The organism is Moritella dasanensis ArB 0140 (assembly GCF_000276805.1).
GTDB lineage: Bacteria > Pseudomonadota > Gammaproteobacteria > Enterobacterales > Moritellaceae > Moritella > Moritella dasanensis.
Window position 1 is genome coordinate 1 of record NZ_AKXQ01000033.1, and the last position, 18,295, is coordinate 18,295.

Annotated in this window: 21 protein-coding genes; 3 read left to right on the forward strand and 18 right to left on the reverse strand. The window is 42.1% G+C overall.

Annotated features, from left to right (window positions below; all coding sequences use genetic code 11):
• Window positions 1–19: 19 nt before the first annotated feature.
• Entirely contained in the window at window positions 20–1,321 is a 1,302-nt protein-coding gene (urtA, locus tag A923_RS0119850) for an urea ABC transporter substrate-binding protein (protein ID WP_017223443.1), read from the reverse strand.
• Between the two features lie 463 nt (window positions 1,322–1,784).
• Between urtA and thiB the strand changes: the two genes are divergently transcribed.
• The 3 genes from thiB to thiQ are packed head-to-tail and all read left to right on the forward strand — an operon-like array spanning window position 1,785 to window position 5,203.
• Window positions 1,785–2,798 carry a thiamine ABC transporter substrate binding subunit gene (gene thiB / locus A923_RS0119855; protein WP_017223444.1) on the forward strand — a complete coding sequence of 338 codons (1,014 nt, stop codon included), beginning with the start codon at window positions 1,785–1,787 and terminating at the stop codon, window positions 2,796–2,798.
• A gap of 13 nt (window positions 2,799–2,811) precedes the next feature.
• Window positions 2,812–4,416: a thiamine/thiamine pyrophosphate ABC transporter permease gene (gene thiP / locus A923_RS0119860; RefSeq protein WP_017223445.1), complete on the forward strand. Its 1,605-nt coding sequence runs from the start codon at window positions 2,812–2,814 to the stop codon at window positions 4,414–4,416.
• The gene (thiQ, locus tag A923_RS0119865) at window positions 4,409–5,203 is read left to right on the forward strand and encodes a thiamine ABC transporter ATP-binding protein (RefSeq protein ID WP_017223446.1); all 795 of its coding nucleotides are present in this window, start codon (window positions 4,409–4,411) and stop codon (window positions 5,201–5,203) included. The genes thiP and thiQ overlap by 8 nt, the downstream gene beginning before the upstream one ends.
• Window positions 5,204–5,395: 192 nt before the next feature.
• Here the strand turns inward: thiQ and A923_RS0119870 are convergent, their stop codons facing one another.
• The 17 genes from A923_RS0119870 to A923_RS0119950 form a co-directional block, all read right to left on the reverse strand.
• The gene (locus tag A923_RS0119870) at window positions 5,396–5,731 is read right to left on the reverse strand and encodes a c-type cytochrome (RefSeq protein WP_026006381.1); all 336 of its coding nucleotides are present in this window, start codon (window positions 5,729–5,731) and stop codon (window positions 5,396–5,398) included.
• 16 nt (window positions 5,732–5,747) lie between these two features.
• Complete coding sequence (locus A923_RS0119875) at window positions 5,748–6,116, reverse strand: hypothetical protein (protein WP_017223448.1); 369 nt, start codon at window positions 6,114–6,116, stop codon at window positions 5,748–5,750.
• The gene (locus A923_RS0119880) at window positions 6,113–7,336 is read right to left on the reverse strand and encodes a molybdopterin-dependent oxidoreductase (protein WP_017223449.1); all 1,224 of its coding nucleotides are present in this window, start codon (window positions 7,334–7,336) and stop codon (window positions 6,113–6,115) included. Before A923_RS0119880 ends, A923_RS0119875 begins: the two co-directional genes overlap by 4 nt.
• Before the next feature lie 13 nt (window positions 7,337–7,349).
• The gene (locus A923_RS0119885) at window positions 7,350–7,598 is read right to left on the reverse strand and encodes a c-type cytochrome (protein WP_017223450.1); all 249 of its coding nucleotides are present in this window, start codon (window positions 7,596–7,598) and stop codon (window positions 7,350–7,352) included.
• Between the two features lie 365 nt (window positions 7,599–7,963).
• Complete coding sequence (locus tag A923_RS0119890; RefSeq protein ID WP_017223451.1) at window positions 7,964–8,230, reverse strand: YihD family protein; 267 nt, start codon at window positions 8,228–8,230, stop codon at window positions 7,964–7,966.
• 248 nt (window positions 8,231–8,478) lie between these two features.
• A complete protein-coding gene (locus tag A923_RS0119895) occupies window positions 8,479–9,255 on the reverse strand; it encodes an ETEC_3214 domain-containing protein (protein ID WP_017223452.1) in 777 nt (258 codons plus the stop codon).
• A 210-nt stretch (window positions 9,256–9,465) separates the two neighbouring features.
• Complete coding sequence (locus tag A923_RS0119900; protein ID WP_017223453.1) at window positions 9,466–10,350, reverse strand: metal ABC transporter substrate-binding protein; 885 nt, start codon at window positions 10,348–10,350, stop codon at window positions 9,466–9,468.
• Between the two features lie 6 nt (window positions 10,351–10,356).
• Window positions 10,357–11,232 carry a metal ABC transporter permease gene (locus A923_RS0119905; RefSeq protein ID WP_017223454.1) on the reverse strand — a complete coding sequence of 292 codons (876 nt, stop codon included), beginning with the start codon at window positions 11,230–11,232 and terminating at the stop codon, window positions 10,357–10,359.
• Entirely contained in the window at window positions 11,232–11,972 is a 741-nt protein-coding gene (locus A923_RS0119910) for a metal ABC transporter ATP-binding protein (protein WP_017223455.1), read from the reverse strand. Before A923_RS0119910 ends, A923_RS0119905 begins: the two co-directional genes overlap by 1 nt.
• Before the next feature lie 2 nt (window positions 11,973–11,974).
• Window positions 11,975–12,961 (reverse strand): metal ABC transporter solute-binding protein, Zn/Mn family, encoded by a 987-nt coding sequence (locus tag A923_RS0119915; RefSeq protein WP_017223456.1) that lies wholly within the window; start codon window positions 12,959–12,961, stop codon window positions 11,975–11,977.
• A 32-nt stretch (window positions 12,962–12,993) separates the two neighbouring features.
• Window positions 12,994–13,602, reverse strand: coding sequence for a DUF6162 family protein (locus tag A923_RS0119920; protein WP_017223457.1), 609 nt, complete (start codon window positions 13,600–13,602; stop codon window positions 12,994–12,996).
• Window positions 13,599–13,928 (reverse strand): hypothetical protein, encoded by a 330-nt coding sequence (locus tag A923_RS0119925; RefSeq protein ID WP_017223458.1) that lies wholly within the window; start codon window positions 13,926–13,928, stop codon window positions 13,599–13,601. Before A923_RS0119925 ends, A923_RS0119920 begins: the two co-directional genes overlap by 4 nt.
• Window positions 13,929–14,053: 125 nt before the next feature.
• The gene (locus A923_RS0119930; RefSeq protein ID WP_017223459.1) at window positions 14,054–14,890 is read right to left on the reverse strand and encodes a DUF4198 domain-containing protein; all 837 of its coding nucleotides are present in this window, start codon (window positions 14,888–14,890) and stop codon (window positions 14,054–14,056) included.
• 15 nt (window positions 14,891–14,905) lie between these two features.
• Complete coding sequence (locus tag A923_RS0119935; RefSeq protein ID WP_017223460.1) at window positions 14,906–15,451, reverse strand: DUF2271 domain-containing protein; 546 nt, start codon at window positions 15,449–15,451, stop codon at window positions 14,906–14,908.
• A 9-nt stretch (window positions 15,452–15,460) separates the two neighbouring features.
• On the reverse strand, window positions 15,461–16,069 hold the full coding sequence (locus A923_RS0119940; protein WP_026006386.1) for a PepSY-associated TM helix domain-containing protein: 609 nt from the start codon (window positions 16,067–16,069) through the stop codon (window positions 15,461–15,463).
• Window positions 16,070–16,421: 352 nt separating this feature from the next.
• A complete protein-coding gene (locus A923_RS0119945) occupies window positions 16,422–16,682 on the reverse strand; it encodes a hypothetical protein (RefSeq protein WP_017223462.1) in 261 nt (86 codons plus the stop codon).
• A 213-nt stretch (window positions 16,683–16,895) separates the two neighbouring features.
• The gene (locus tag A923_RS0119950) at window positions 16,896–18,290 is read right to left on the reverse strand and encodes a PhoH family protein (RefSeq protein ID WP_017223463.1); all 1,395 of its coding nucleotides are present in this window, start codon (window positions 18,288–18,290) and stop codon (window positions 16,896–16,898) included.
• Window positions 18,291–18,295 lie beyond the last annotated feature (5 nt).

The following is an 18,295-nucleotide window of genomic DNA, read 5'->3' on the forward strand; positions in this document are numbered from 1 at the left end:
AGTAATTACTGATTAATAGTTACTGAGATGAACCAGTACACTTACCGGTCGTCACGTTAAAGCTGCCGCAAGACAATGGCGCTAACCAACTTGAATACAATGGTTTAGAACTTGGTAAATAATCAGACCAAGCATCACCCGCGACCACGCCAGTGGTTTCCCACACGGTTTCAAACTGACCATCATCTTGTATTTCACCTAATAATACCGGTTTAGTAATGTGATGATTTGGCATCATCGTCGCGTAACCACCCGTTAAATTAGGCACTGTCACACCAATAATCGCATCTTGTATGGCATCCGAATCAGTTGTGCCAGCTTTCTCTACCGCTTTAACCCACATTTTAAAACCAATATAACTCGCTTCCATTGGGTCATTCGTCACGCGATTTTCGTCTTTAGTAAATTTCTGCCACGTTTCAATAAATTCGTCATTCGCTTCAGTGTCCACGCTCATGAAATAATTCCATGCAGCTAAGTGCCCCACTAATGCCGACGTATCCATACCGGATAGTTCTTCTTCACCCACCGAGAACGCCACCACTGGAATATCTTCGGCAGACACACCCTGTGAACTTAACTCTTTATAAAATGGCACATTGGCATCACCATTAATGGTTGAGACAACCGCAGTTTTCTTGCCCTTGGCACCGAATTTCTTAATGTCAGCGACAATAGACTGCCAATCGGAATGGCCAAACGGAGTGTAGTTCACCATGATATCGCTATCAGCAACGCCTTTAGACTTCAGGTAGGCAGCTAAAATCTTGTTGGTGGTACGTGGATAAACATAATCAGTCCCCGCGAGTACCCAACGTTTAACATCCATGTCATTCATTAAATAATCAACCGCAGGGATCGCTTGTTGGTTAGGCGCAGCACCGGTATAAAATACGTTTTTAGACGACTCTTCACCTTCGTATTGCACAGGATAAAATAACAAGCTATCAAGTTCTTCAAACACAGGTAACATCGATTTACGCGATACCGATGTCCAACCACCAAATACCACATCCACTTTTTCTTTCTCAATTAACTCACGCGCTTTTTCGGCAAACAGCGGCCAATTTGATGCAGGATCAACAACCACAGCCTCGAGCTTTTTACCTAATATACCGCCCTGTTTATTTTGCTCTTCAATCATCATCAGAATTGTGTCTTTTAATGTTGTTTCACTGATCGCCATCGTGCCCGAAAGTGAATGCAATACACCAACTTTAATACTGTCTTCAGCTGCGATAACAGTAAATGAAGCCGCACTCAGCGATAATGCAATAGTTGCTGCTAGGTGAGAAAATTTCGATTTGTTAAGTATAATCATGATTTAACTTCCTTATTATGAACCTAACTATAAATAGGCAATTGCTATGCCAGATAATAAGGAGATAAACAGGAGAAATAAAAATAAACATTAAAAACATACACTTAAAGATTATTTGTGAGTTGTGAAATAAAATTAATATCAACAATATGTTTATTGTTGGTGCAACGATAAATTCACATGCACCACTTAAGGGATAATTAAATATCAGTCAATTGCATTATTGCGACTAGCACTTTAGAACAAATAAAAATACAATGGGCACTCACTCATCGGGGTGCTACCAGACTTTAAATAAAAGAGTCACAGTGGCTGAGATAACACCCGTACTAACTTGAACCAGATAATGCTGGCATAGGAATGAGATTCGACAGACTGGTTCATATCAGCGTTAAGAATTAATACGCAGATAAGTACGCATTACCGAGTCATAAGTTCTATGCTTCACATTCTAGGAGAACACGTGAAGCACACGATCAAAAAACTAGCACTTTGCACTGCCCTACTATTACCTTCGCTCTCATTGTCAGTGGCTAACGCAGCAGACAAGCCAGTATTAAATGTCTATACCTACGATTCATTTGCATCTGATTGGGGCCCGGGCCCAAAAGTAAAAATAGCATTTGAAGCAGAGTGTAATTGCACGTTGAATTTAGTGGCATTAGAAGACGGTGTGAGCATTCTTAATCGTGTGAAACTTGAAGGTAAATACACCAAGGCGGACGTGTTATTAGGCTTAGACAACAACTTGATGGCCGAAGCGATAAAAACCAAACTGCTGGCACCCCATCAACAAGATACCAGCAAATTATCGCTGCCAAATACATGGACCAATGAATACTTTATCCCCTTTGATTACGGTCACTTTGCCTTTATCTACGACAGTGAAAAACTCGCTAATCCACCAAAGAGCCTAGCGGAACTGATCGAACGTAAAGATCTAAGCATCATCTATCAAGATCCACGCACCAGCACACCTGGCCTAGGCTTCATGCTATGGGTTAAAGCGGTTTATGGCGATCAAGCACCGCAAGCATGGCAACAGATTGCAGATAAAACCGTGACCATCACTAAAGGCTGGAGCCAAGCTTACGGTATGTTCTTGAAAGGCGAATCGGATATGGTACTGAGTTATACCACGTCACCGGCTTACCACATGATCGCCGAGAAAGAATTTAAATATAAAGCAGTTGAATTCACTGAAGGGCATTACCAACAAACAGAAGTCGTGGCCCGTTTAAAAGATGCAGCCAACCCGGAATTAGCCGATCAATTCATGGCATTTGTGCTTAGCCCTGCTTTTCAAGACGTGATCGCAACAGGCAACTGGATGTTACCAGCAAAACAAGCTGCCGCATTACCAAGCGAGTTTGGAAAACTGATTACACCAGCTCAAACTATCGAGTTCACACCTGAAGAAGTAGCGCAATCACGTAAATCTTGGGTTAAAGAATGGCGTAACGCTGTTACTCAGTAATTAGCAGATTGATATGATCGCGAATTCGCATAAATACTGGTGGTGTAGCGCTTTGCTCGCCATCAGCATCATTTTACTCCTAGTAGGCGGTAGTTTTACTGCCCTGCTTAATTTTTCACAAGCCGAGTTAGACTTTAGCAGTGTGCTTGCTGACTCTTACACCCGGCATGTCATTAGCTTTAGTTTTTACCAAGCCGCTTTATCTACGGGCTTAAGTATCGGTTTGGCGATCCCTCTGGCGCGGGCTTTTTCACGCCGAGAATTTATTGGTAAACAGTTAATCATCAAGCTATTTAACTTGTCACTAGTACTACCCATCATCATTGCCATCTTTGGTATTGTCGCCGTGCACGGTAAAAATGGTTGGGTGAACCAAATTTTAGGTTTCTTTAATATCGAAACAGGCCATTATATTTATGGCTTAACCGGTATTTTACTCGCGCATTTATTTTTCAATGTACCGTTAGCCACGCGTATTTTATTGCAAACCCTCGACTCGATTCCGAGTGAATCTTGGCGCTTGGCGAGTCAGCTAAACATGCAATCAAGACACATCTTCATCACCTTAGAATGGCCGAAGATAAAGCAGCAGTTACCCTCGTTAATCAGCCTTATTTTCATGCTGTGCTTTACCAGTTTCGCGATTGTCATGTCACTCGGTGGCGGACCAGATTATGCAACGCTTGAAGTGGCGATCTACCAAGCACTCAAGTTTGAATTCGATATCGAGCAAGCAGTGGCGTTAGCGATGATCCAAGTGGCTATCACTGTGGCCTTGATGCTGTTTAGCGCTATATTTCTAAAGTCACAACCTATGTCAGCGCCATCAGGTAATTACTTCCGGCGCCCCGATTGCCATAGCCTCAGTAGTAAAATCGCCGATGGCCTTAGCTTTATGCTCGCGAGTTGTTTATTAGCGCCGCCAATGTTGGCGATCCTAAGTAGCGGCATTAACAGCAATACCCTTAACGTGCTTAGCCAGCCCATGTTATGGCAAGCAACGGGCATATCATTACAAATAGCCCTGAGTTCTGGGTTGTTAAGTTTATTACTCGCCTGCGCTATCTTATTCTCGACTCGTATATTGAAAGTGCGTTTTAAATTAATGACGTTAGCCTATGGTATCGAAAATATTGGCGCGATTATTCTAGTGGTGCCTGCGCTGGTTCTGGGCACAGGTTTGTTCTTATTATTACGTCCCTATGTCGATGTGTTTAGTATCGCTGCTTGGCTGGTTATTCTGGTCAATGCATTAATGGCGCTGCCTTACTTACTGCGGGTATTGAACCAACCTATCCAAGACAGTTTTGCGTCTTATGACAAACTCGCCATCAGCTTAGGCTTATCACGTTTACAACGTCTGCGAATTATAGAGTGGCCATTATTGCGTAAACCGATTGCGATGGGATTAGGGCTAGCGTGTGTGTTATCTCTGGGTGATTTAAGTGTCATCGCATTATTTGGCAGCCAAGATATGCAAACCCTGCCTTTGGTACTCTATCGTCAGTTAGGCAGTTATCAGCTTGATGCGGCAGCTGTAACGGCTATCTTCTTATTAACGCTATGCGGTGTGATCTTCTATCTGTTTGAACGAATTATTGGAGGCAAAAATGCCTAATGCGACACAGCTAAAGAAAGCGAGCCCTCTGACTAATACCAATGTGAGCCCGAGTACCAATGTGAACCCGAGTACCAATATCAGCGTATTATTACAGCTCGATAATATTACCTTTGCGTATGAACAGATGCAGATGCAATTTGATTTAGTGGTTAATCGTGGTGAAACCTTAGCGATCCTCGGCGCGAGTGGTTCGGGTAAATCAACCTTACTCAATCTTATTGCCGGTTTTAACCAACCGTTATCGGGCGACATCAGCTTTCAAGATATATCCATATTAGCGAAAGCCCCAGCACAACGACCAATCACTACCTTATTTCAAGAACATAATCTGTTTAACCATTTAACAGTAAAGCAGAATATAGCTATTGGTTTAGTACCGAGTATGAAACTGGACGCAAACCAACAAGCAGCACTTGAGAAAGCGGCGCAACAAGTCGAAATAACAGAATTACTCAACCGCCTACCCGGTGACTTGAGTGGCGGCCAACGTCAGCGCGTTGGTATTGCCCGCTGCTTAGCCCGTAAACAACCTTTGTTATTACTCGATGAACCATTTAGCGCCCTCGATCCAGCCTTACGCCAAGAGATGCTGCGTTTGATTGCTAAGCTAAATAAAGAATATGGTATTACCGTGTTAATGGTCACTCATAATCCCGATGACGCCCTACAGATAGCCGACAATATTGCTTTTGTAGAAAATGGGAAAATTGCCCTGCATGCACCAACGGCTATTTTAGTCGATGATAATGCACCAGATATGTTGAAGCGTTATTTGGGCAAATAAGCATGGTTAGCTATCGGTAATATAACGTGGCTAACAGTAAGACATTAAAGTACAAATGAAGGAATAAGGGAGAGCTATAGCAGAGTTGGGTTGGCTTATAGTGAAATGAAGCAAGGTGAAACAAAGGGCAGTAAAACGAGATGAAACGAGCCTATACATGACATATAGACTCGCTGCATGTGAGTGCGGTTATTACTTAGCTTTTTTCTTCGGCTGCGTGCTAAAGAAATAAGCCACATCGATCATATCTTGCCCTGTCAAATACGCCACTTCACCTTCCATAAACGGACTTTTACGTAAGCCCAATTTGAAATTATTTAATTGGCGAACGATGTATTTGTACTTTTGGCCTTCCAGATACGGGAAGTAATTAAACTCTTCTAAGCGACTTTCATTATGGCAAGCTAAACAGCGTTCAGAAAGCTGTTTACCATTAGCTAAATTCGGCTTCACAATATCCGTATCGGTTGCCATTGCAGTTGCTGACGCTAACATTAGGGCTGTCGTGAATACTATTTTTTTTATCATGCTAGAAATACTCACTCTATTTTGCCTCTGGTGGCATATCGTCAACCGCTATAGGTAAACGCCTAAACGTGGTTAAGTCGATTTTTTGCTGGTTGTAATTAGTTGATAAATAATCAAGAACAGGTTCCCAAGTATCACTCAGATCCCACAAGCCTTGGCTATCAACCATCCACTCTAACGTTGCACGCCAATCTTCTTTATTACCACGATTCTGAGGAATAATTAACGTCGTATGACAAGCGTTACATTGCTTGTTAACCAACTCCCAACCTGGCGCCATGATCAGGCCAGACTTTTGATCGACTAAATAACTTTCAACCTTTGCAGCTGCTGTCGTACTTAAACTAAGTAAGCACAACACCATCAAATAGCGGAGTTTGTTCATACTTTTACCCGCACCGCAATACGATGACAACCATTGAACATGTAACCCTTTGGATTCCACTGTGGTTGCACTACAGGTTGTGATGTACCTTCACTGTCTGTGGCTTTTGACCATATTTCGTAATAGCCGTGCTGTGGTAAATCCAGTTCGACAGACCAATCTTGCCATGCCATTTGGTTCGGCTGTGTTTTCAAATTAGCAAGATGCCAAGTCGCGCCATAGTCATAGCTGACTTCCATCTTCACAACTTCCAGCGGGCCAGCCCAAGCATGTCCACGCACTTCGGTTTTTTGACCCAGTTTCAATTCACTGCCAGTTTGCGGATGGGTAATCAATGATTTAACAATCATGTGCTCAATGATATCGAAATCATCTAATGCCACTTTCTCGCCTGGTGCAACGGGGTATTTAGGTACACGGTAAGCTGGTGAGCCCATTTTAGTACCGTCATGTTCGACATTACGAATACTGATACCCGTTGCCGCTTTTGATGATACAGATGCAGGACGACCACCAAACACGATACGTAATGGGTAACCATGTAAGTACGGGATCTCTTCACCATTCATTGACCATGCGATCAAGGCGTTATCTTCCAATGCGTATTTAATCGGTACGCCACGAGATACCGCATCACCTTTACCACTTAAATGGCGATCGACACTATGATGTCCGGTATAAACAGCGTCATCTTTAACCCCGCAATCTTTTAATACGTCACTGACTAATACGCCAGTCCACTCAGAGCAATAAACAGCGGCATCACTCCACTGGTTACCTTTGGTTGACGGGTAGAAATTCTTACGACTATTACCACCACACTCTAACGTCAACGCGTAGGTATGGTGTTTAAATTTACTTTTTAGATCTGAAATCGTGTATGTTTTTGGTGTTTCGCATGACTCTCCATCGACAGTGAACTCCCAAATTTTAGGATCCATCGCTTTAAAGTCAGGCAGTAAACCATTCCAACGAACAAACGGAACATTAGCAGGTGTCACCGTCGGATCTAACATATGATCTGCAACATAAGCATTTAGCGGTGTACTGTTGAGTACCTTGTAGTAATCAGGTAAATCAGTCACCGAAGTCCATTTTATCGACTCAACTTCTAATGGCGAAAGACCTTTCGGTAAGTTGCCTGCAAATACCCAATTAATCGGTAGCATCGCCGTTGCGCCAACAGCAAATGTACCTTTAATAAAATCTCTACGTTTCATGCTTAATTAAACCTTACTGTTCGCTGAAGTATTTGGTGAGTTTGATGATGTCATCATCAGAAAGTAGTTGTACAACCTTGCTCATGGTGATGTCTTGTCGCTCACCACTTTGAAACGCTGCCATCTGATTTCTGAGATAGATTAAGCTCTGACCTTGTAGATCTGGAATGGATTGATACGGATTAATACCGTTATCACCATGGCATGCCATACACATGTTTTTTAATTTGTCGTAATCTGCAGAGGCTGCTGAAAATGACATAATAGACAGATATAGTCCTGCTAGAATATATCGAGGAACTCGCTTATTTATCATCTCAAGCCGCTATTAGATTTCATATGAATTGAGTATAACAATGGCACTTAAAGCCGCAATATCGATAAATACACGAATAGAACAAACACACTAATCACTTGATTTTTAATAAGTAGTTTTTATTAACTTAATTAATTTTTATTAACTTAATTGGTATAAATTAACCGATGACAATCTTGAGGGGAAATAACAGGAATTGATGTACATCAAACAAAGGTGAGAATAATGGCTACAATCTCAATTCAAACTAAAAAAAATAACCATTTATAAATTAACTTATTCACTCCTTAAAAATGAATAATCAGCGGGTATTACGATACAAAACCGCGGGCTTTAAGCAAGGCAGTTTTAAAGTCATCCTCGTGATCTTTGGCTAAACCTGGGATCATTTCGTTTTTCGCACTGTTACGCATTTTTAAATGATAGATAAGCGCATCATCACTTAGTTCAGCTAACTCGCCTTCAAATTTCATCTCATTAGCCAAAGTGCTAAGCAACTGCAGTAAATTAGTATCAGGTTCTTTTTGCCATTCCGGTTGTAATAATTCGATGATTTCATTTAAGCGGTGATATTTCATATTATTATCCTTATTTAAATTATGGAAATTATACCTACTACTAGGCACAAGTTAAACCGAATATCAGAAATGCACACAGACTCAGAGCAAACAATCACATTAGCAAAAGAACTCGCTAGTATAGCGAATTGACTTACCGGTATTTTTGGTCAATTTCATTTGAAGCATTGGGGTTACAATTATAGCTAAAATGACTGTCACAAAAGCCTCATATATTATTTACTAACAATCGTAACGTTACATGAGGCTTATTTTGTTAATAGTTCATATTCTAACCGGGTCAAAATAGCAGGCTCTAACGCTGTAATATCGACCGTGCTATATCCATAAAAATTAGGCTTCATGTGTGCCCGCAATACTGTAATTGATTCAGTAACATCTTCGTCCATCATGAGCACATCGTTAAACTCAGCTAGCTGTTGTAATTGGGTATTTGAAAGCGGTGCAAGATATTCACTATGTCCGCCAATAGAGCTATAAAGCATCTCATAATGCCCACCTTCGGCTTCTTCCAGATAATAATTACCAGTACGAGCTACATTGGACATTGCGTTCATTGGCGTCGTTAGATCTGAAAAATTATCGTTTAAATAATTTTCACCGCCAGCATGTTCTTTCGTGTTTGCTCCAAACCCTGGTTGAGGAAAAACCAAAAAGGCATCGACCGTGCCATTAGAAATGATTGCGGAAAGAATGAATTTACCATCTTTGTAGTATTTTATTTCAGTATCACCTTCAGAACTTTTCTTATATACAGGTGATCCAAATGTCTCGTCGAGTACTTCACTCGATGCCCTGACGTATACTTTAGAAAGCCGGTCATTGGAAGGGTTATCCGAGAAGTTAGACATAAATAAATCCCACCCCTTCCCTCCCATATCAATAGCATCGTTAAACTGACTTATACCTATAATCAGTACTACAATTGATACGAGGGAGTTTGGTGTTTTTTGCTTCAACATACCTAAAATATCGTATTCTTCATCCGCATTTCTTTGCACATCTTGAGTCGTTTCGTCCTGCATGTTTATTCCTTACTCCGTTAAGGCTCGAGTGCAAAAATATTCGTTGATATCTTTGTTACTGATTCTGAAAAACAGTTGTACCTCATTGGCTTGTAATATATATACTCAATTGGAGCTATACAAGATATATTTTTCACGGAGAGAAGCTGGCTATCTAATTACGTTTTATGAGGCCGTAATTAGATAGCAGATCTTAGCTAAGAAGGTTAATTAAAGTACTAACTGCCAGCGTTGTAATGGTTTATCCGCTTTAATGCCGCGACCCCAACGATCGATACTATCAATCGTTAAAATACGCACCGGATTAGGCACCAATGCTTTAAGCTGTTTACTGGATCTTTTTGAGGTCAAGATCCATAAGCTATCGTCTTCAGTTAATAGTTCAACTAACTGTTGTTTATCTGCTGTAGTCCATTCCAATTCAGGCTTAGTTAAACGCTCAACTACAAACAACTGATTACCCGAGGCAAAGTCTTCTAACTCTGTTGATAGCAACACCACAGAATCAATTTCATTGTCTAACAACATCACTTGCTGTTGGTTAATCAAATGACGTACTGACATCATCAAAGCTTGTTGATTACTGGCAATGGTCGCTGCTTGCTGTGGCCATACTTGTTGTAAGTCTTGACTCACAATAGCCGTCATACGCGTTAAGTTAGTTGGGTTTAACCAAGTGTATGGCGAGATAGTCCCGTCGTCTAAGCGCAGCGCAGCAACGCCTTGTGCTCGCGGTGAAATGGCTTGCGATGCATCCACTTCAATCATACGAATGTTACCTTTACGCGCATGCACAAATAATGGATCTTGTGGCCAAACAGCACCTAAGGTAATCGCTACTTGCGCATCAATCGCCGCTTTCTCTGTTAACGTTGCGCCTTTCGAACTAAACCAGTTCGGCAAACGCAATATGCCGTAACGTTTTGGCGGTAAATACTGGGTGGTAATATCCGTGCCTTTGGTTAACTCCGTCGCTAACATATAAGTCACCGGCGTCGCGGTAAGAATATCTGCCGCACTCACCTTTTGGCTAAAGCCCAATGTTGATGTCAGTAATAATACTGCCGCGCTAACGCTTAATAATGAAGAAGTCATAATCAATTATCCTTTACGCACAATGCGGTAGCAGGTTGCCGTTAAGAAGAAGCTCGTCGATACAATAATGATCGCCGCGCCAGAAGGGATTGGCAGTTTTAATTCCATTGGTAAAATAGTACCAATCAAACAACTTATCGTCGCTAATAACGCTGACATCAGTACAAAGCTACCCATGTTCTTGGTTAACAGGCGTGCCGTTGCACCAGGGATCAGTAATAAGGCGCCCACTAACACCGCACCGACTATTTTCACCGACGCAATCGTCACCAACGTGATCATCATTACAAATAAGTAGTCATAAAAATTGGTCGCGTAACCACGTACTTTCGCAATATCAGGGCTGATGCAAGTTAACAAAATACGGTTAAAGGTGGGTATCAATACCAATAAAATGACCCCGCAAGTCACCGCCAAGATCAACAAGTCATAATCAGTGATCGTTAAGATCGAACCAAACAAGACATTCTCTAACATATGAATGTTAATCTTACGCGCCACGTACATCAGTAGCGCCGCACCGACAGCTAAAGCAAAGGCAAGGAATACGCCTACCAAAGTATCGTAAGGTACATTGGTACGGTTACGCACAAAATGCAGTAACAATGCGAAGATCATGCAAAAACTGAATAAACCAATAATTGGATTTTCAGCTGGTTCACCCAGTAATACACCTAAGGCAATACCCGTTAATGCCGCGTGACCAACCGCTTCAGAAAAGAACGCTAAACGTTTAGCTATAACCAAAGTACCAAGACCACCCAATAGCGGGCCAAGTAAGATGGCAGCGACAACGGCATTCACCATAAACGAATAAGAAAAACTCTCACTCAACCAACCAGCATCCACGCCCAGTTGTGCCCAATGACGGATAGTATCCATTATTTAACTCCTTGTGCAGGGTTGAGAGTCGATACATTGCCACCAGTATAATGATTGAATAAGCGTTCGATCTTGTCTGCGCGTAATACCTCAGACACAGGGCCTGAATCAACTAACTGACGATTAACCACATGCACTTGACCATCTAAACGGCGCACAGCACTGACATCGTGATGCACGGCTAAAATGGTTTTATTCTCACGCACTAATTCATGAATTAACGACTCAAGGTAACGCACACCTTGTTCATCCATGCCCGTTGTTGGTTCATCGAGCACTAACAGATCCGGGTTATCTAATAACGACTGCGCGAATAACACACGTTGCTGTTCACCACCGGATAGCTGCCCCATACGGCGGTCAGTACGGTTCGCCATGCCAACGCGATCTAATTGCGCTAACGCATGATCTTGTTCTTTTTTACGCTTGCGCCAAAACAACGGATTACGACTCTGATTTAACAGAATAAAATCCATCACCGTAAACGGTAAGCTTGATTCAAACGTCGCCTTTTGTGGCACATAACCGATATTACCTTTGTGTTCAGGCCATTGAATATCAATAGCGCCAGTAAACGGCGTTAAACCTAAAATAGAACGCAGTAATGATGTTTTGCCACCACCATTTGGTCCCATGATCACATGGCATTGACCCGCTTCTAAATAATGTGAGATGTCTTCTAAAATGACATTATCACCGTATTTCAAACCAACATTTTGTAAACGAATTGCAGGACCCACGATTAACTCCCCTGCTTAGCTGAAGGCATTGCTGTATCAGCCAGTGAACGTTTCGCTGCAAACTTCATTGCTTCGACCAAGGTATCTAAATTACTTTTCATTTCCACTGCCACTTTCGCTTCTTCATACGCGCCATGGGTCATGTGTGAGAAACGGTAAAGTTGCACGCCCGTCGCTGCTTCAATCGTTTCCACATAACGGCTTGGCATATTTAATTCATAGAACAACACATCAATCTTCGATGCGCGGATCTTTTCAATCGTTTCTTGTAACTGACTTGCACTTGGCTCAACGCCGTGTGCAGGTTCAATGACCGCAGCAACATCAACACCAAATTCTTGCAGAATATAACCGTAAGCATTATGTGTTGTCGCCACCAGCATGCCCGAGGTATCTAAATCGCCCAGCGTTAACATGGCTTGGCGCTTCATTTTGCGGAATTCAGTCGCATATTTACGCGCATTTTTACGGTAAGTACGGGCGTTATCAGGATCAATTTTTGATAACTCTGTGGCGATGGTATAAACCTTTTGAATGGTCGTCGATAGACCAACAAAAGTATGCGGGTTTACCGCACCTTCACCGACAGATTGACCAATTGCAGGTAATAACGGCACGTCTTTATTGGCTTTAATGACGATAAGATCATCACGATCTGCCGCTTTAATCACTTTTAAGGCAAAGTCATCATGGCCAATCGCATTCACCACAATCACGTCCATCTGTTTTAGACGGCGTAAATCATTTGGTTGTGGCTGGTAGTTATGCGGGTTAAAACCTTCATCAACCAATGGTAATACATTGGCTTTATCACCTACGACCGCTTTCACATAGCTGTAATAAGGCTGTAGGGTAATACCAATAGTGAGTTTTTCTGCGGCTTGTGCTGCGACGCTCATTAGCAGCACAGCACTTGTAGTAACAGCGACGATTAGATTTTTCATTGTTTTATTTTTCATTCTTGTAATTGGCATTTTTGTAATTAACATAGCTACGTTCCATTATTAACTGACGTTACGCTTTAGTGACTGTCTTTATCGGTATGCGTTTCATCTGCCTGATCTACATTAGCAATAGCATCACCCGTAAATACAACTTGTTTCCAGCCTGCACTGATAAGCTCGGCGGTATTAAGCGTGCTTCCCATCATTGGCGCAGGATTCCGCATATCTAATGCTAACCACACATCTGGTCTTGCAGCTTGGCTATTCAATATCACTGCAACGCTACCCGTTGTGAGTGCTGGAATACCTTGATATAACGCCGGAGCAACTTTACGCCACGCATGCTTACCTTTACGTTCCCAGCTTTTATCTATGATAAAGGGCGCTAACCACAGCTCATCTAGTTCAGCCATATCCGGCCAAGCATCGACGCCTTCAAACTCAAGGCTGTCTTGATGAATATTACGGATCTCTTCATGCGCTAAGCGTAATTCACCGATCATCGCCAGCTCTACAGTGGGTAGATCTTTAATCGATATTTGATGACTCGCGAGCTGTTTTTCGCTTGATGCATTTTGGTGATAAGGTAACAACAGTGCAGCCGTTGCAAGAATGGTTAGGATGATTAACGCCACCCATTTACCTTCACGACCGCCATCATCTGGATGAACTGATTGACTGATCATTTTTCGCTAATCTCAACAACGTCAACTTCAACAGGGTTTTCATGACCAGCATCGAATACTAAATAGAAATCGGTATCTGGTTTACTAAACTCAGCAATTGAGCGCTTATCCGTCATGCCTTTGGCAATTAAGTTGTCATCGTAGTCATACATATTTACAGCGTAATCCACTGCCGTACTGGCATCACTGTAGCCCGCTTCGCAAGCAACTTTGTCAGATTCGAACCAGCAATTCATTAATGGGAAATGCGCACTTGCGGTACCTGAAAATAAACCCGTCATTAATGAAAGTGCTAGCAGCGTCGGTTTGATTGCCATTTTTGTCATGAAAACCTCAATACGAAATAGACTCATACAAAATAGATAAGTCGATAAATAAATAGAGCGAAAAAGCCTGTAATCAGATCTCATCTAATTACAGGCTAAAGGTAACTAACTCACAGTAGTGAAAATTACTGCAACAACGCTTCAAACGTAAAGTGCACGTTCACACTTGCTTTGTCAGCCATAGGATCATTTTTCAACTCACCTTTATAATTGGCTTTCATCAAGTAACGACCTGCAACATTCGGTGTGAAAGTTACTTTGCCGTCTTTGTCACTCACTACGTCAATCTGCTCTTGGTGATTACGGTATAACGTACCTTCACGGGTAATATCCGCAGTAACACCTGATTGTGGTTCGCCATTAAAGAAGAATTGGAAGCTAACCTCTTCACCTTCAACAATGTCTGATGGGTGAGTCAGTGGACGCATTTCAAGGTATTTACCTTCGATTTCTAATGCTTTTTCTGTTGGCATACCAACCGTTACATAGCTTTCTGCACGTGTGTAGCTCAATTGCGTGCTCACATCGCGTGCTTTTTCTGGGAGTAAGTTTGCACGTTCAGCTTTGTTGGCTTTAAGGCGCTTAACCGTGTCGCGACGGCCTGCTTTATAAGCCGTGTAATAAGACGGGACATTGTTAATAGCGACTTTATGCGTACCCTCTTCTTCAAAGTAGAAATCAAAGATAGAACGACGTTTACCACGGATCACAAAGTTAGGACGTTCTTTACGGCCATCAGGCATAACAACTTGTGCAAATTCACTGCCAGCTGGCTTATCAAATACGAACGTACCGTGTGATGCAGTTACGTCAAACGTTAACCAATCACCACCTTCTTTTGATACAGTGAAGTGCGATGGTAATACCCAACGCGGATGGGCATTAGCCGTTGTTGTAGCAGCTAGTCCTGCGATAACCGTACAGGCTAAACCTAATACTTTAAACTTATTGATTTTAGACATTATCTTCTCGCTATATTATTTAATTAGGTAGTTGATACGGATATCGCCGGTTTCTTCGGTCGGTGCAATGGTGTGACTAAATGGCTTGTCACCTAACGTCATTTTTTGGCGGATGAAATTACGGCCGCCGTGTTCACGTACTACTTCAACATAAAATGTATACTTGCCCGCTTCTACGCGGTTACCATCATTATCTAAACCATCCCAAGTGAAACGGTAATCACCGGCAGGACGTGTTGCAGATGTAACACCGTCAACCAATGCGCGATCATAACGACCGACTTTGCGCCACCAGCTACGTAAATCCTTTAGCCATTCATCTTTACCAACCCATAGCTCGACAGTACGCACTGATTTGCGTTTCGAGTTCTCGATCCATACCGCCACATAAGGACGTGCATACATAGATGAATCAATCTTAGGTAAGCTAAATTCAACCGCTAGCTCAGCAGTCGCAGGGATTGGCGCAGCACTTGCCGAGAAAGTCGGAATGAGCAGGCAGCTTAATAATGCAAAACATAGTGCAGTGCACTGACCAAGACGTTTAAATAACAAAGTCATACAAGATCCTTAAGGAACGGCCACGACAAAAATAGCCAAAGTAACGAGCGAACCAAACAAGGTCCATTTTAATGAGGTGGCGAAGGTTTTCTTTTTAGGCACTAATAAACACACGCCAGTTAATACAAAAAACACCATCAACAGCGCAGTAATATCAATAAACAATTTCCATACATCGCCGCTATTACGGCCTTTATGCAAATCGTTTAATACTGCAATCACACCGTAGTGAGTCTTTTCAATCACAGCTTCAGTGGTCGTCATATCAATAAATACAGCGACGTTATAACCAGGGCCTTTATAGTCCATGGCGATCTCGCCTTCGATTAACTCACCATCTTCAATTTCAGTAAAAACATCTAATGCAGAAGGTTGACCAGAAAGGTTCGCGTGATCGGTAAGGTAACTAATAATAGCGGCTTTATTGACGGCAACTGCGCCATTGGCATCACTGAATAAGGCTTGCGGTAAGCTCAGAATGGTTTCTTCGATATCAGCTTGGCTAGCAACAAACAGGCTTGGGCGGTTCAGGGTGATACCCGTGATAGAGAAAAACAATACCACCAGTAATAGCGCCATCGAAATATAGATATGCAGACGACGTGCCCAGACTTGCACTTGTTTATTCTTTAGAAAGGTTTTGTTTTTTACCGTAGCAGTTTGGCTTTTAGATCTTGTCTGTTTTTGATTAGTGGTCTGATTGGGTGCCTGATCAGGTGTCTGGGGAAGCGTTTGACTGAAAGAAGACATGATCGTAATAACACTGCTTGGTTTATGGGATTAAAGTACAAGCAATGTAATTGATAATCGTTTTCATTGGCATTTAATTTACATTATTTACGTTAATACTCACAGCGTATTCCATGCCGTATCGAATGCTAATGAGGGTGTCGGTTTGAGTGTAGATGTGAGTGCCATTAAGCGATTGTGTCTAAGACAATACAAGGTGTTTCTTATTAATCTGAGAAGATCAATCGCCCTCATCATCAAGGAGTAAATCACTGTCAATAATCTCACAGTAACTTTTCACTTCTTCTTCTGTGTGTTCAATGTGTAGTGCATCAGCAAGTTCCCATGAACGTTCACAGCTTTGGGTTCGCTCGCACCACAAATAACCAGCCGCAGGTAAACAACCATTCGGATCACGAGCGCCACCGATAGGATCAACTGGAGTTGCACTGCATGCCGTGATACCTAAGCATAACAAAGGCGTGATAAATTTCGTTCGCATATAGTGCTCCCATGAATAATGCCATTAGTACGGCGTATTAGTACCATCATAGTATAAATAATAAAAAATACAGATAATCAATTTGTTAGACAAAAAAGCACAGCATATTTAGACATAGGCTGTGCTTGGTTTATTGACGATTTATGCGAAAATGTATTACAGCGTACTTTACTTCATAGTCGGCATAGTCGGCATAGTCAATTAGATCATGTACTACATGTTATGTTCCGCAAAAGACGCTAAACGACTACGTTGCACACCTTTTAAGAACACGTTAGCACTGCCATCAAAGTTTTTAAAACGCTCCACCACATAAGTGAGGCCCGAAGTTACTGCCGTTAAATAGCTACTATCAATTTGCGATAAATTACCTGAACAGACAATCTTAGTACCTTCACCACAACGGGTAATAATGGTTTTCAATTGTGCTGCGGTAAGATTCTGACACTCATCCAATAATACAAAGGCATTTTGGATTGAACGGCCCCGCATAAAGTTAACCGACTTAAACTGTAAATTGGCTTTTTCTTTAATATATTCCACCGAGCCATCTTTGCACTCATCGTGTTTATGTAATACCTCCAAGGTATCGGTGATCGCCGCTAACCAAGGCAACATTTTCTCTTCCTCGGTACCCGGTAAGAAACCAATACTCTCGGCTATTTCAGGGGTGTTACGCGTGACAATGATCTTATCAAACATCTTGCGTTCAATCACTTGTTCTAGCGCCGCCGCCATCGCTAAGATGGTTTTACCACTGCCCGCTGGTCCAGTTAAAATAACCAAATCGATGTGCGGGTTAAGTAACGCTTCCATCGCCATACCTTGGTAAATATTCTTCGGGTGAATACCCCAAGCTTTTTGCGACATCAGACGTTCACGGCCTAAATCAACAAAGCTGATCTCGCCCTTATCTTTACCAACGACACGGGCTGCAAAATGATCGGTTTCATCAATCAAGTACTGGTTAATAAAAGTATCTTGCAGCTGTTCCGTTTCCACGGTATGAATGGTCTTTGACCCCATGGTTTCACTTTTCATGCTTTCACTGTGGCATTCGCTTATCTCTTGCCAGAAGTCGCCAGTAAATTTATGAAACCCCGTTGCCAAAAACTTAATATCATCAATCAATTGATCAGAGCGATAATCTTCAACATACCTTAACCCGGCGCCTTTGGCTTTTAAGCGCATGTTGATGTCTTTGGTCACTAACACTATTTCACGTTCTGATTGGCCTTGTAAAAACAATGCCGCGTTAATAATCCGATTATCAGGTTCGTTATCAGTAAAAAAAGCATCTTGCTTCATGACACTATGGTCAGCAAAAATTGAGATTTTACCCAGCTTATTTTTGCTTTCTATTTTTTGCAGTGGCACACCCTCACTAATTTCTTCGGGGGTCGCATTTGAAAAAATATCTTCTAACGCTCGGATCGCCACGCGCGCATCACGGCTAACGTCTCTTCCTCGATCTTTGATATTATCGAGTTCCTCTAAAACAGTCATGGGGATCATGACATCATGTTCTTGAAAGGTGAAGATAGACAAGGGGGCGTGCAACAACACATTGGTATCGAGAATGAAAACTTTACTGTTGGTACTTTCCATAGAAA